At 47.0% G+C, this 13,882-nt stretch carries 12 protein-coding genes, 1 tRNA gene and 1 pseudogene; 11 read left to right on the top strand and 3 right to left on the bottom strand.

Annotated elements, in window-relative coordinates; translation table 11 throughout:
- Nucleotides 1–130 precede the first annotated feature (130 nt).
- Entirely contained in the window at nucleotides 131–1,642 is a 1,512-nt protein-coding gene (locus tag AC2VDX_RS22730; RefSeq protein ID WP_378177135.1) for an esterase-like activity of phytase family protein, read from the bottom strand.
- Nucleotides 1,643–1,842: 200 nt separating this feature from the next.
- Complete coding sequence (locus tag AC2VDX_RS22735; RefSeq protein ID WP_378177138.1) at nucleotides 1,843–2,631, bottom strand: 7-carboxy-7-deazaguanine synthase QueE; 789 nt, start codon at nucleotides 2,629–2,631, stop codon at nucleotides 1,843–1,845.
- Nucleotides 2,632–2,728: 97 nt separating this feature from the next.
- Here AC2VDX_RS22735 and AC2VDX_RS22740 point away from each other — a divergent pair, with 97 nt between their 5' ends.
- From AC2VDX_RS22740 to AC2VDX_RS22790, 11 genes are all read left to right on the top strand, one after another.
- Nucleotides 2,729–2,854, top strand: a complete 126-nt coding sequence (locus AC2VDX_RS22740; RefSeq protein ID WP_378177141.1) for a hypothetical protein — start codon at nucleotides 2,729–2,731, stop codon at nucleotides 2,852–2,854.
- 256 nt (nucleotides 2,855–3,110) lie between these two features.
- A complete protein-coding gene (locus AC2VDX_RS22745) occupies nucleotides 3,111–4,109 on the top strand; it encodes an anti-sigma factor antagonist (RefSeq protein WP_378177144.1) in 999 nt (332 codons plus the stop codon).
- A 22-nt stretch (nucleotides 4,110–4,131) separates the two neighbouring features.
- Entirely contained in the window at nucleotides 4,132–4,581 is a 450-nt protein-coding gene (locus AC2VDX_RS22750) for an ATP-binding protein (protein ID WP_378177147.1), read from the top strand.
- 203 nt (nucleotides 4,582–4,784) lie between these two features.
- On the top strand, nucleotides 4,785–6,014 hold the full coding sequence (locus AC2VDX_RS22755) for a glycosyltransferase family 4 protein (protein ID WP_378177150.1): 1,230 nt from the start codon (nucleotides 4,785–4,787) through the stop codon (nucleotides 6,012–6,014).
- Between the two features lie 145 nt (nucleotides 6,015–6,159).
- Complete coding sequence (yqeK, locus tag AC2VDX_RS22760; protein ID WP_378177153.1) at nucleotides 6,160–6,747, top strand: bis(5'-nucleosyl)-tetraphosphatase (symmetrical) YqeK; 588 nt, start codon at nucleotides 6,160–6,162, stop codon at nucleotides 6,745–6,747.
- Nucleotides 6,748–6,913: 166 nt separating this feature from the next.
- Nucleotides 6,914–7,372, top strand: coding sequence for a ribosome silencing factor (rsfS, locus tag AC2VDX_RS22765; RefSeq protein ID WP_378177217.1), 459 nt, complete (start codon nucleotides 6,914–6,916; stop codon nucleotides 7,370–7,372).
- A 19-nt stretch (nucleotides 7,373–7,391) separates the two neighbouring features.
- Complete coding sequence (locus tag AC2VDX_RS22770; protein WP_378177156.1) at nucleotides 7,392–7,892, top strand: CGLD27 family protein; 501 nt, start codon at nucleotides 7,392–7,394, stop codon at nucleotides 7,890–7,892.
- Nucleotides 7,893–8,025: 133 nt separating this feature from the next.
- Nucleotides 8,026–8,979, top strand: coding sequence for an asparaginase (locus AC2VDX_RS22775; RefSeq protein ID WP_378177220.1), 954 nt, complete (start codon nucleotides 8,026–8,028; stop codon nucleotides 8,977–8,979).
- A 48-nt stretch (nucleotides 8,980–9,027) separates the two neighbouring features.
- A tRNA-Met gene (locus tag AC2VDX_RS22780) sits at nucleotides 9,028–9,104 on the top strand.
- Between the two features lie 90 nt (nucleotides 9,105–9,194).
- Entirely contained in the window at nucleotides 9,195–10,682 is a 1,488-nt protein-coding gene (locus AC2VDX_RS22785) for a YcjF family protein (protein WP_378177165.1), read from the top strand.
- A gap of 213 nt (nucleotides 10,683–10,895) precedes the next feature.
- Nucleotides 10,896–11,810 (top strand): branched-chain amino acid transaminase, encoded by a 915-nt coding sequence (locus tag AC2VDX_RS22790; RefSeq protein WP_378177169.1) that lies wholly within the window; start codon nucleotides 10,896–10,898, stop codon nucleotides 11,808–11,810.
- A gap of 82 nt (nucleotides 11,811–11,892) precedes the next feature.
- Here the strand turns inward: AC2VDX_RS22790 and AC2VDX_RS22795 are convergent.
- A pseudogene (locus tag AC2VDX_RS22795) lies at nucleotides 11,893–13,743 on the bottom strand (TIGR02921 family PEP-CTERM protein); the annotation flags it as partial.
- Between the last annotated feature and the right edge of the window lie 139 nt (nucleotides 13,744–13,882).

Here is a 13,882-nt window from a genome sequence, read left to right on the forward strand (position 1 = left end):
AATACAGAGCATTCACCAGCTCGTTCTCAGGCTCAACCTCGATTCTATAAACCGATCCCCAACCATCTTGGCTAGCAAAGATGGGTTGGGGATAAATTCAGAAATGATGACTATTTCAACGGATTTGATATTACTTAGCCGAACCGTGCTGCCGCCGCTTGAGCCAGAAACCACCTAATCCTAGTAACACTAGCCCAGCATTGGAAACTGGTTCTGGAACCTTTTCTAGCGGCTTTACGGGCGGAACAAATCCAGTTAACTCTGCACTACTAGCCTTAAATGAGTAGAGAAAGCTGGGAATCAAAGTTTCACCCGCTGGGCACCCTTGGTCAATAGGTACCTGAGTGCCACCCGTGCAAACATCAAACTGGACATCGTCACCATTTTGAGTAACGCTGAAGTCGTTATCGGTACCCAACAACAGAGCATAGGAACCATCGGCGAGTTGAGGGCCAATTGCCAAACCTTCAAACTTTTCTGGGATGACCTTAAAAGCATCTGCCAAAGCATCTGCAATGTCCAGAAACAGAGACTTATTCACAGCATTTACGCTAACTGGTAGCATATTGCTGCCTGCCAAACTGATGCTGCTGACATCCGTGGCATCGGTCAGGTTAATCTTGTAAACCCGTTTGCTGCCAACAGGTTTGCTGCTTGCGGTGTCTTCCACGCCCAACCCTCGATTGTCCCGTTCCAGCACCAAAAACTCCTTGTCATTCAGCGCTGTAATAGCACTAACGCCAATGTTGCGACCTTGGGCATTCTTCTTGAAATCATCTTTAGTACCGGGAATGCGCTCGTTGATGTCTGCAATAGTTTCTAGCTGGTAAATATACTGAGCGACGCTCTCACCCGTCGCCGTGTTAAATTCCACCAATCTCACGTTACGGCTGTAGCGTCCATCAGCAGACCCTTCGTTAGACCCTTCGTTAACCAGGGCGTCTTGCAGAATTGCATATAGTTTGGTGCCATCAGGGCTGAGAGTCAACCCTTCAAAACCTCGGTTATCCTGGCGACCGCTGGTAATCGTTCCTTGACCATCCACATAGTTGGAGCTGCTGCCAACTTTTGGGATAATATTTTCTGGTGTCTTAAACGCCCTGATGAACGAACCATCTGAACTAAACTCATATACAGATGGACCGTATTCGTCGGAAACGTAGAAATTGCCATTAGGGGCAACAGCAAATCCCTCTGGATCAAAACTGAGACCGAGAACTCCAGCATCGCTGTTGAGTAGGCTGGGGTTTAATCCGTTGAAGTTTTTACCGTTTTTAGTAAACAGAATGGTGTCTAGCAGCTTGAAGTTGCTGATTGCCCCCGTGTTTGGGTCAACATCTAGAGAAAACTTCTGGATTCGCGTGTTGTAGCTAATAACACCTCCCCCAGGTCCCCGGTCAGGGAGGCTGTAATATACGTTTTGATAGCGGTCGTAGTAGAGATCCGAGAAAAGTGCCAAACGGTTGACGTTGGCACCACCCATGCCGCCATTGAGAGGAGATAGATCCGTACTGTTACCTGGAATCGTGAGATTGTTGACCAAGGAAACTGCGTAAGCAGAGGTAGTATTTGCCGCGATACTCACTACAGATATCGCCAGGGAGCAACTCAACGCTGAAAGCCAATGCCTTGATTGAACCATGTCCGACCCCTAGAAATTTTACTTTCTCAGCATCAGACTTTGACTTTAAGATGGGGTTTAGAAAAGTTTAACGACAACCTTAAATCAAGTGTTTACACAGTAATTTCACATAAAGTCCGTTCTTCTTCATACATTCTTCATACAACCACCGTGTTTGCTCGTAGTTTTTTAATAAGTTGAGATTGTCAGAACCTTTTGAATCAAAGTTGATCCAGCATTTTGTGAGTTTGTGGCACAACTCGCACTTGCTTGAGACTTCGCTTCATTAATGCCTGCCACTCCAGAACCTGCGCGGGCGTTGGGGCAAACACTGGCAGATGATGGGGCATTGGTAGGGGTGTCACTGGCTGTAAAAACACCGGGATAGCGGGGCTAACTGCTGCCACCAATTCAGCTGCCTGTTCCAGCTCAGATGGCTCAGTTTGACTAGAAATAATTAATTTGACAAAACTATCAACCTGTGAATCATGACAAAGCTGGAGAAATTCCCCGTGCGCTTTCCACCGCTGTTCTCCACTGACGCTAGGCAGCTTCATATCCATGCCTACAGAGTCTAGGAAGGGCAAAATCGGGGCTAGTTGTTCTGGACGATGACCGCCGGTTTCCAGGTAGACTGGCAATCCTGTGGAGTGGCGCAAAGCAGGCAGAAATTTTACCAGGAAGGGAGCATGAAGCAGCGGTTCGCCGCCCGTGAGGCTGATGCTGTCGTGCAAACCGGGTTGATTTTGCCGTTGAATCCATTCTAGTAATACTTGGCTAGGCACTGGATTCGAGTGGGTTTCAAAGTCTCTTTGCCCAGGTGTTAGCTCCACGCTACACTTATCTGGAGCTAACCAGGTGTGGGCACTGTCGCAAAAGTGGCAGCGCAGGTCGCAGATGGCAAAGCGGATAAATATTTGGCGGGTGCCTACATTCAGTCCTTCGCCTTGAATGGCGGAGAAGACTTCAATCAGCCGCGCAGTGGGATAGTCGGCAGTTTTAGGGATCATTTTTGCTCTGACTTGAGATGCGACTGGTTCGCTCCGTACTCGGTTTAGTCTAAGGTGTCTACTAATCCCATTATCTGCCTTGAGTTCCTGATTAACCATGCTGGAAGTAGGCTTGACTTTCCGCGTGCTGTTAAGTGCGATCGCTCTTAACAGCTGTTTAACCAGCCAGTCTTCTCACCGCTTGATAGTTCTGCTGATATTGATGATTCCGGTCGGTAACTGAAATAACTCAGCCTTAGCTACAATTTTTAACCGCCGCCAAGCTGTTTGCTCGATGATACCCGCAGAAGCGGGTTCAAAAAAAATTTCTTAGTACAACTCGCTATTTCAGTGCTAGTATAGACTCTCGATGAACTTGATTGAGGTGAAATTATCTCAAAAAAATAAAATAATCTTTACAAAATTTTTTAATGAAGTTGAATTGACTAATCTCAAATATTTTTCAAAATATTAAGATGGCACCTTAGTACCAGGTTTACATGGTTGGACCGCTCCCCGATGCAGATTTTCGGATTACGTTCTTCAACGACACTCCTGTAGTCCAACTACCCCCTCGGCTTACTGTTCTTGAGGCCGTGGCTTTTAAGAAAAGCTGTCAGCAATTCTTACAAGAGAGTGCCGTTACTCAGCAATTAGTTTTTGATTTGAGTCAGACCACATTTATCGATAGCAGTGGCATTGGTGCGCTGGTCAGTAATGTAAAGCTAGCGCGGGAAAAAGGAGTCGAATTGGTACTCCGGGGTGTCCATCCTCAAGTGATGGCAGTGTTATCGATGACGGGACTGGATCAGGTTTTGACGATCGAGCCGCCAAGCCAAAGCGCAACGACAACCCCTGGCAAAAAATCAGAAAATCAGCTACCGACGACTCATCCTTCCGTGCGCTCGTGGATTAAACGTGGTATTGACGTGGTGGGATCGCTGGTGGGTTTAGCGATCGCGGCAATTTTGTTGATTCCCATCGTCATTGCCATTAAGATCGACGATCCAGGACCGATTTTTTTCAGTCAAATCCGTTGCGGTTGGATGGGAAGACGGTTTCAGGTGTGGAAATTCCGCTCAATGTGCGTAAACGCGGAAGCACTGAAAAACACAATCGAGAATCAAGCCAGTGGAGCCTTTTTCAAGAATGAAAACGATCCGCGAGTAACGCGAGTGGGTCGAGTTTTACGGAAGACGAGTCTGGATGAACTGCCGCAGTTTTGGAATGTCCTGAAAGGGGAGATGAGTTTAGTCGGTACTAGACCCCCGACACCCGATGAAGTGGAACGCTACGAAGTTCCGGAATGGCAGCGTTTAGATGTAAAACCGGGAATGACGGGTGAGTGGCAGGTGAATGGGCGATCGCAAGTACGCAATTTTGAAGACGTGATTCGCTTGGATTTGCGCTACCAACAGAACTGGAGCCTGATCTACGACCTCAAGTTAATTGTCAAAACAATCCTAATTTTATTTCGCAAAAACAGTGGTGCTTATTAGGAAACCTCAATTACTTCTGTTAATGACAAAGGAACAACCAATAGCACAATCCCGCCTTCAGGTGGAGACGGATTTAAATGCTTTAACAGAAGTTTTGCAATGGTTTGAGCAACTTACTCTACCCCTACTGCCCTATGAATTATGGTGGCAGTCCCAGGTAGCCTTAACTGAAGGGTTTACGAATGTGATTCGCCACGCTCATTCTTCATTGCCCCCAACCACCCCAATTCAGATTGAGGTAAAAGTCTATATTGGCTATTTGGAAATGCGGATTTGGGACTATGGAAAACCGTTTAATTTGCCAGCAAAGCTGCAATCAAAGCTGCAATTAGTGGGTCAAAAGGATTTTGATCCGCTGGAGAATGAAGGGGGTCGGGGTTTAATATTTATGCAACAATTCACAGATGAACTCGATTACACGCGAATGCCTGACGAACGGAATTGCTTGTTGATGCGAAGAAGAATTCGCTAAAACTGAAGAACATTCGCTTTCTCATCGAGGTGCTGCTGCCTCGCACAACCGGGAGTGAATCTCATTTACAATAGCGATCGCGCTTGTAGACCGAGAAAAAGCAGATTCTTACTCAAAGACGATGCGCGATCGTACCAACATACCACTACCCCCGATTAGACTAGGTAGAAGCTTGGTGCTAAACATTTGGTAAGACCTAGATCATGCGGATATTGATTTACTCCTACAACTATCATCCGGAACCAATCGGCATTGCCCCCTTGATGACCGAACTAGCGGAAGGTTTGGTAGCAAAAGGTCATCAAGTGCGAGTTGTCACTGCCATGCCAAACTATCCGCAACGGCGCATCTACGACGAATATAACGGGAAATTGTACCTAACAGAACTAATAAATGGCGTAGCCATTCAGCGCAATTACGTCTGGATTCGCCCGAAACCGGGTTTGATAGATCGAATTCTATTAGATGCCAGCTTTGTCCTGATCAGCTTAGTCCATGCCCTCAAAGGCAGGCGACCAGACGTGATTTTGTTAACCGTACCGCCCCTGCCAGCTTCCGTTCCAGCCGCGCTACTGGGATGGTTACACCGCTGTCCGGTGGTGTTGAACCTCCAGGATATTTTGCCGGATGCCGCAGTTCATACGGGGTTGCTCACCAACAAACGGATAATTGCCATCTTTGAAAAGCTAGAAAAATTTGCCTACCGAACCGCAACGAAGATTAGCGTCATTGCCGATGGATTTGTTGATAATTTAGTTGGCAAAGGAGTCCCGGAAAGCAAAATTGCGTTAATTCCCAACTGGGTCGATGTTGAATTTATTAAACCTTTGCCCAAAGAAAATAATTATTTTCGAGCCGCTCACCAACTTGACGGCAAATTTGTGGTTCTCTATTCCGGTAACATCGGTCGCACCCAACCCTTAACGACTTTGATCGATGCGGCAGCTCGCCTGCGACATATTCCAGACATTTCTGTGGTGATTGTGGGAGAAAAAGAAGCCATAGATGACTTGAAGTTATACAGTCAAAAAGTGAATGCGCCAAACGTGTTGGTACAGGGATTTCAAGACCGCAAAAAATTGCCGGAACTACTGGCAGCGGCGGATGTAGGGTTGGTGATGCAAAAGGAAAACGTGATTTCCTTCAATATGCCTTCTAAAATTCAGGTGCTGCTAGCCAGCGGTAGGGCGATTCTGGCTTCTGTTCCCGCTAGTGGTACGGCAGCTAAAGCAGTGCAGCATAGCGGCGGCGGCGTCGTCGTTCCCCCAGAAGATCCTGAGGCTCTGGCGGCAGCAATTTTAGACTTATATCAAAATCCTGACAAAGCAGAAACCCTGGGTCAGCAAGGCAGACAATATGCTATAGAAAATTACTCCTTCGAGCACGCCTTGGAGCAGTATGAGAAGCTGTTTGATGAGGTTAGGCTTCATTGATCTAGAATGAAAGCAAAATGGTTATCGGTTTGAAGTGGCGATCGCGCGATGCCTAGCGTTTATATCCTGGGAACCAGAGATCGCCCAAACCCCAAGGCTTTGTCCTTAACATCTGTCCCGATAGCCCTACGGAGTTCCTCGCCCAATGCGCGAACAGGTCTTAGCCTGGTTAGCAGATCGTGTCCCTGCCGCTCGAATCAAACATATTCTAGGCGTCGAGCAGATGGCTATTGAGCTAGCGCTGCATTATCAACTCGACGTGGAAAAAGCCGCTACAGCGGGGTTGATGCATGACCTAGCGAAATACTTTAAGCCTTCGGTGCTGTTGCAAATGGCACGAGAAGAAGGATTGGAATTAGACCCGGTGGATGAAGAAAATCCGCATCTGTTGCACGCAGATGTCAGTGCAATTGTTGCCAGAGACAAATTTGGAATATTTGATGAAGAAATTTTGCAGGCAATCCAGGATCACACCTTAGGCAGACCGGGAATGAGTGGATTGAGTTGTATCGTGTTTTTGGCTGATACTCTGGAGCCAGGAAGAGGCAATACTCCTGAGTTAGAAGCTTTAAGACAAGTTGCTTGGCAAAATCTCTACAAAGCTGTTTGGCTAACTTGCGATTATTCCCTGAAATATCTACTCGATACTCGTTGCTTAATTCACCCTCGAACGATCCGTAGCCGTAATTGGGCACTTCAAATCGCTAGCAAAAAGCAGCAACCCGAAGCATAAAGGATGAAGGATAAATGAAATGAAAAGTTAAAGGAAGCCATAAAAAGCTGAAGATCGATTCAAAAATTAAAATAGAAACTTCAGCATTTCTCTAGTACAGTGGCTGTGAGTTGAATCAATTTTGAAGGAAATTATAGGTGTTTTTGAACAAGGAAATCAGGATTTAATGTCAGAACAGTTCAAGGTAGATTCCTCTCTTGAGAGCGAAGCATTCATCTCTAACGGAACCGACACGAATGCTTCTGCTCGATTGGCTGTCAATGCAGATAAACGAAAAGCAAGCAAAGAGCTGGCTTTGACCGCTGCCAGAGCCGCTGATGACCGCAAAGCGGCTGACATTGTATTGCTCCAGGTGGGAGAGGTATCCTACCTGGCGGATTACTTTGCGATCGCTACCGGCTTCTCCAGAGTCCAAGTGAGAGCGATCGCCCAGTCGATTGAACAGAAAGTAGAAATGGAGTTGCAACAGCTGCCTCTGCGGGTGGAAGGAAAGGCAGAGGGCAGCTGGGTACTTTTGGACTACGGGGATGTAATCATTCACATCTTGTTGCCTCAAGAGCGCGAATTTTATAATCTGGAAGCGTTCTGGGGTCATGCTGAAAAAATCGATTTCTCAGCATCGTGAGGCGATGGGAAAGTAAAACATGATGGAAACTCCAGTTTCAGTTTGCCCAGTTCCCACTGAACAACAACCGCTCAATGAGTACCAGGAGTTGAAGGATTCCTGGTTCTTTCGCTGGGTAACGCTGGAACTGGGAGGATACATCAAAAAGCTGGCTTGGATTTGGGGTTTGGGCTGGTTCGTGGCAGCACCGATGGCAGAGGCAAGCTTTGCGCCGGGAAAGTATCTGAGCAAGTTTATCCTCAGTGGTGCAGCAGGAGCGAGTCTGGGAGTGGTGTTGGTACTGGTGCGACTGTACTTGGGTTGGTCTTACGTGCGATCGCGCTTAGAGAATCAACAAGTATTTTATGAAGAATCCGGTTGGTACGACGGTCAGTGCTGGACGAAGCCAGAAGAAATTTTGACGCGCGATCGCTTGATCGTCACTTACCAAATTCAACCAATCCTCCAGCGGTTACAGCGAACCTTTGTCTTGCTTGCCTTATTTTTCTTTGCAGGTAGTCTAATTTGGTACTTTCTGTAATTAGGCATTAGGTCATTGGTCATTGGGTAAGAGGTAGTGGATAGTGAGTAAAGGGTTCAAAATCTACCGACTACCTCAAAACAAGCGATCGCCGGTTACTGAACAACTAACAAAAAGTGATAAAGTCTTACCCATGACAAGGGGAAAAAGAAATCAATCCGCAGAACTGGAAGTTCGGTTGCTGCGCGAAGGCATTATTGAATCAACCCATCGCGCCCAAGCGGTCGTCTGTGACAACCGAGGGCGCGTTCTATCGGTAGCAGGCAGCTCGGAAACCGCTGCTTTTGTTCGTTCCGCGCTCAAGCCATTTCAGGCGCTGGCAGTCACGACTACCGGCACCCTGGAACGCTACAAGCTGACGGATCGAGACTTAGCAATTATCTGTAGCTCCCACAAAGGCACGACCGCCCAAGTCCGACAAGCTTTTAACGTTCTTTGGCGCTCGGATGTTGACCCATCAGCACTTCAGTGTCCAATTCCCGAAGGCAAACGGAGTCCCCTGGAGTATAACTGTTCCGGGAAACACGCTGGAATGCTTGCCGTTTGCCAAGCAAGGCATTGGCCCCTGAATACCTATTTGCAGCGCAACCACCCCGTTCAGCAGCTAATTTTAGGCAAAGTTGCCGAATTGCTGCGAATGCCTGCTGTAGAGTTCATCAGTGCCCACGATGATTGTGGCGCTCCTACCTACTTCATGCAGCTGGGGCAAATGGGTACGTTGTATGCTCAGCTTGCCTCTGGTAACAATTTGGATATGGAGCGCATCGTCCGCGCCATGACCCATCACCCAAATATGGTGGCAGGAGAAGGGTTATTTGATACAGAACTCATGCGTCTGACCGAAGGAGAAATCATCAGTAAAGGTGGTGCTGAAGGGATTCAGTGCATCGGTCGAGTTGGCGAAGGCATGGGACTGGCAATTAAGGTGACGGATGGAGCAGGGCGGGCAAAGTATGCCGTTGCTATTCATTTACTCAAGCAAATGGGTTGGATTAGTCCCACGGTGGCGGAAACCCTGTCGGAAACCTTTATGAGCTTGAGCAAATTCAAGCGCCTAGATGTAGTTGGGGAACTTTCGATGCTGTAGTTGCCACATTCCTGAATTTGCGTTATAGTAAATAAGTTGGCAAGACAACGCGGGATAGAGCAGCCTGGTAGCTCGTCGGGCTCATAACCCGAAGGTCAGTGGTTCAAATCCACTTCCCGCCACCAAATAAAAAAGTAAACAATCCCTGCAATCCCAAAAGGTTGCAGGGATTTGTTGTACGCTGGTTAGCAGATATTGGTTACATTTAAATATTTATGGCTGTAAATTTGCGGCGTCCGATTTTAGTTGGGGGAATTGGTCTTTCATTCTCGCTTTGGCTGTTGCAGAGTTTTCATGACTCAGCCGGGACAGTCGGTGAGTTTAGTGTAATTGGCGCGATCGCACTCGGTGCTGGCTTATGGTTGTTCCAGAAACAGACAGCCAAAGAGCTTCATCTGCCAGATGTCAGCCAGATGGACAGGGAAACGGTAGAAAAAGCGATCGCTCAAACCGAAGGTACGATTAGCCAGCTAGAGGCAGAGGCAGAAAACCATCCGGCAAATGCTCAGCTAAGAGAACGACTCGCCAAAATCACAACTGAAATCGATCGCCAGGAGATGCATCTGGCTGTGACTGGCGGAAAGTCAGTCGGCAAATCCACCTTAATTCAAGTTCTAGAGTCAAGCTGGATATCTCAACAGCCGCAAAAACTCACCTTGCAAGAGACACCCGCTTTATTCACTGCAACTGACCGAACCCCCCAACCCCCTTCCCCTAATCGGGAAGGGTTGGGGGAAAGGTCAGATTTGGTGCTATTTGTTACCAATGGAGATTTGACCGATCCAGAATATCAAACCTTACAGCAGCTAGCGGCATCTAAACAGCGTGCAATGCTGGTTTTTAACAAGCAAGACCAGTATTTACCCGAAGAACGCGCCACGGTGTTGCAGCAATTGCGGCAACGCATACAAGGAACGCTGACGCAAGAGGATGTAGTGGCTGTTGCTGCTTCCCCCAGCGCCATCAAAGTGCGTCAGCATCAACCGGATGGTTCGGTGCGGGAGTGGATGGAAACCCCAGTCCCTGAGATGACAGCGATCGCGGGTCGGTTAAGCCAAATTTTAGCCCAAGAAAGTCAACAGCTAGTTTGGGCAACGGCTTGGAGGGCAGCTTATGCGCTGAAAGCCGAGGTGAAATCTGCATTGAATGAAGTGAGACGCGATCGCGCCCTTCCCGTTATCGAGCAATATCAGTGGATTGCTGCCGCCACCGCCTTTGCTAACCCCGTGCCCGCCTTGGACTTGCTGGCAACCGCTGCCATTAATGGTCAGCTAGTCATGGATCTCGGTAATCTTTATCAGCAAAAATTCTCTCTCCAACAAGCGCAAGCGATCGCTGGGACAATGGGTAGCTTGATGCTCAAGCTTGGTTTAGTCGAGCTGACCACTCAAACCGTTGCCAGTGTTCTTAAGAGCAATGCCATCACATTTGTCGCCGGAGGAGCAGTTCAGGGCGTCAGCGCTGCCTATCTAACCCGGTTAGCGGGTGTGAGCTTGATTGAATATTTCCAAGCGCAGGAAGCCGCTACGACTGCAGAAGGGCGTCCTTTGAATCTCGATCAGTTGCGCGAAACCTTGCAAAAGGTGTTTCAGCAAAATCAACGAGTTGCTTTCTTGCAAGGATTTGTCAAGCAAGCCGTGGGGCGTCTGGTGCCAGAATCACCCCAGAGAGCGATCGCGGGTAACGAGATTGCTAGTTGTTAGCCACGCAGTAGGGTGAGCAATGCCCACCCTACTATTAAAATATTTTATTCATATCAAAATTTGTACTAGCTCGAAATCAAGTCATCATTTATAGTAATAGTCACTAACGTTCTTGAATCCTCTAATTGAATTTTGAAAGAACTTTAAGGAAGCCGAATGTGTAGGATCGCAATCGGGAAATCGAAAAACATCTGTAAAAACTTCTTTAAGCTTATGAATAATTTTTTACCCATTGCTTACTTTCAGAACAAATTTGTCCCTTTTAGCGAAGCCAAAATTTCTATTGCAACTCAGGCTTTGCACTATGGAACTGGAGCGATTGGCGGATTAAGGGGGATTCCCGATCCTCAAAATAATCAGCAAATTTTACTATTTAGATTAGACCGTCATTGCCAAAGGTTAAGTGATAGTGCTAAGTATTTACACTATGATTTACCATCTGCCAAAATTCGAGAAGTTATCGTTGATTTGGTTAAAAAGAATCAACCAAGCAAGTCTTTTTATGTCCGACCTTTAGTGTATAGTTCGGGCTTAGGAATTGCCCCCAGACTCCATAATATTGAGAAAGATTTTTTAGTTTATGGAATTGAGCTAGCAGATTATTTATCTCCCGAAGGAGTCAGCTGTCGAATTAGTTCTTGGTATCGACAAGAAGATCGCAGCTTGCCTCTGAGAGGCAAAATCAGCGCCGCATATATTACTTCTGCCTTAGCTAAAACTGAGGCGGTAGAGTCCGGCTTTGACGAAGCGATTATGATGAATTCTCAGGGAAAAATTTGCGAAGCCTCTGGGATGAATATATTTTTGGTGAGAAATGGGCAACTGATTACCCCTGGATTTGAACAGGATATTTTAGAAGGAATTACCAGAGACAGTGTCCTAACAATTGCCAGAAATTTAGGAATTAAAACCATAGAAAGACCCGTTGATAAATCAGAGCTTTTTATCGCTGACGAAGTTTTTCTTAGTGGGACTGCTGCCAAGGTTGCGCCAGTAAAAAAAATTGAAAATTATCAATTACCAGAAAGCAAACCGATTACTGAAAAACTGCGAGAAAAACTCATAGCAATTACAGAAAATCGAGATCCTGATTATCAAGATTGGGTGGATGCGATCGCTCTTGAATAAGAGAATCCGTCAGATGTAGAGACAAGGCTTCAAACAACCATCCACCCTTGAGCCTTCTGTTTCTCGCAGTCGAAACGTGCATCTATTGTAGTTTGACACCGCGTTGACGAGTGCGAATCAGGAATAATGCGATCGCTACCAACCCGATAATCGTGGACGGTTCGGGTATCCTAGCGTTAAAAGGATTGTTTAGCAGCTGCTCTTTTCCATTTTCAACCGAACGGTTAAAACGGTCTTTCTGAGCTTCCGCAATTTTAAGAGCCTCTCGTTGCTCGTCATTGACCAGTACAATCATGGACGAGTAGGGAGTCACAATTTTGTAAGTTTTAGCGATCGCATGAATGGCATCAAGTTGAGCAATTTTTCCATCCATCTGTTTGCTTAACCCCAAAACCATTTGCCGCGCCGCCAGAGGTTCAAAACCCTGAGTATTGGAGTTTTGAGGTGCATCAACAGTCTGGCTATTATCCGGGGCTTTTTCCATAAACCAGGCATAGCCATCCACCACGCTGACTACAGATGACCCTAACGCTGCCTTCGTTGCCTGTCGCTGCAAAACTTCGGAAATTTCGGTACACACACCGCCACCACTTTCTTGAATGGCTTTGAGAGTGGCATCGTCATACGCAGGTGACAACGATCCGAGATGCACCACCCACAAAGGTGCAGGCATTACTGGCACATCCTTGCGATTGTCTGATAACTCGTAACCGCTCTCATCCGTCACCAATAAGATGCCATCGTAGGGCGTATCGCCCCGCATCTGGGTAAACTGCCGCAGCATTTCCTTGGGTTGTATGCTGCCGTAGAATGTCATCTTCATGGCATTGAAGCGACTGAGATCGTCGATGCGCTGAGGTTTTGCACCAGGAGACGCACTGATATACAAATCGGCATCATTGTTAGCGAAGATGTTGTCAGCAAAGCCGTGTTCTTTCAACCAGCTAAAAGTCTCAGTCAGTTTCCTGGTATGTGCTGCCATACTCCGGGAAGCATCGAGAATGACCGCAAACCGCTTCCCTTGGGGCATCGAATAATCTTTTGCCGCTAATGGCTTGGCTGAGATTTGGTAGCCATCTGGCAAGTTAACCTGATGCACACTTGGCCGATATTGCCCAGTTGCTGATATAAAAGGTTCCAGCCAATCATCGCCAAAACGTGCCACCACTTCTCCATTGCGGATGCGCTGGGTGTCCTGATTCCAAAAGATGTTACGCTTCTCCCCTAGCTGGGGTAATGCCCACCCTTTCTCTTGTCGCATGACTTTATATGTCAGCCACAGATGCATCTCGGTTGGTTCATTTTCTAACTCCGCTTGCTGCTGTGGCGATAAGTAGGGAGGAATAGGAAAGGCTCTCAAGCGATATTGAAGAGGTCCAACTTGCTCAAGTAAAGCTGGATCGACGGGACGCCAACGGCTTACCTGTGAAGTATAGACTTTCTGAGCGGCACCGCGTGGCGAAACCTTAAATGGAAAGCGCTTGGCTAAGTTCTCGCTGTCGCCCAACCACAAGCCTGTAATTGCAGCGCTTTCTGGCAAAGAAAAGGAATAGAATATTTCCTCAACATCAGTGGTTTGGTTGGCATACACTTCGTAAAGTTCCACATCTGCCCAGTCGCCCTGTGGTTTAACGGTGACTTGTTGCGATCGCAACCACACCTTTTCCTGGTTAATATTCAGCAACCCTGCCTTTGCATCGTCCAAATTACCAGTAGATTGCAAGGCTTGTTGAATTGCCTCTCGTTCCGCTTTTTGAATCGGCTTGTCAAAAAACTGAGCGTAAAGCTTTCCGGCTTTTTCCATATCTCTTACGGAGCCGTTGTATAAAAACGGCGACATCAGCTGATTGTAGCTGTCTTGGAAGAACTGGGAAAGCGATTCTGGTAAGCCAAAGACGCTCTTATACATGAGGTGGATATGATCATTTTCTTCTGAAGTGCCTAGTGGGACTTAAACTAAAATCAAAAGTCAATGGAAGTATAATACTGTAATAACAGACATTTCACGTTGAGGTTTGAGGGATGAAAGAGACAACTCCCGCCGCTATGCCCCCTTGCTTTGACAGATGGTG

Source organism: Coleofasciculus sp. H7-1 (assembly GCF_057473865.1).

Excerpts from the sequence above, each read along its gene's own strand:
- AC2VDX_RS22730 (WP_378177135.1), bottom strand. The coding sequence starts at position 1,642 with ATGGTTCAATCAAGGCATTGGCTTTCAGCGTTGAGTTGCTCCCTGGCG.
- AC2VDX_RS22735 (WP_378177138.1), bottom strand. The coding sequence starts at position 2,631 with ATGATCCCTAAAACTGCCGACTATCCCACTGCGCGGCTGATTGAAGTC.
- AC2VDX_RS22740 (WP_378177141.1), top strand. The coding sequence starts at position 2,729 with ATGCTGGAAGTAGGCTTGACTTTCCGCGTGCTGTTAAGTGCGATCGCT.
- AC2VDX_RS22745 (WP_378177144.1), top strand. The coding sequence starts at position 3,111 with ATGGTTGGACCGCTCCCCGATGCAGATTTTCGGATTACGTTCTTCAAC.
- AC2VDX_RS22750 (WP_378177147.1), top strand. The coding sequence starts at position 4,132 with ATGACAAAGGAACAACCAATAGCACAATCCCGCCTTCAGGTGGAGACG.
- AC2VDX_RS22755 (WP_378177150.1), top strand. The coding sequence starts at position 4,785 with ATGCGGATATTGATTTACTCCTACAACTATCATCCGGAACCAATCGGC.
- yqeK (WP_378177153.1), top strand. The coding sequence starts at position 6,160 with ATGCGCGAACAGGTCTTAGCCTGGTTAGCAGATCGTGTCCCTGCCGCT.
- rsfS (WP_378177217.1), top strand. The coding sequence starts at position 6,914 with ATGTCAGAACAGTTCAAGGTAGATTCCTCTCTTGAGAGCGAAGCATTC.
- AC2VDX_RS22770 (WP_378177156.1), top strand. The coding sequence starts at position 7,392 with ATGATGGAAACTCCAGTTTCAGTTTGCCCAGTTCCCACTGAACAACAA.
- AC2VDX_RS22775 (WP_378177220.1), top strand. The coding sequence starts at position 8,026 with ATGACAAGGGGAAAAAGAAATCAATCCGCAGAACTGGAAGTTCGGTTG.
- AC2VDX_RS22785 (WP_378177165.1), top strand. The coding sequence starts at position 9,195 with ATGGCTGTAAATTTGCGGCGTCCGATTTTAGTTGGGGGAATTGGTCTT.
- AC2VDX_RS22790 (WP_378177169.1), top strand. The coding sequence starts at position 10,896 with ATGAATAATTTTTTACCCATTGCTTACTTTCAGAACAAATTTGTCCCT.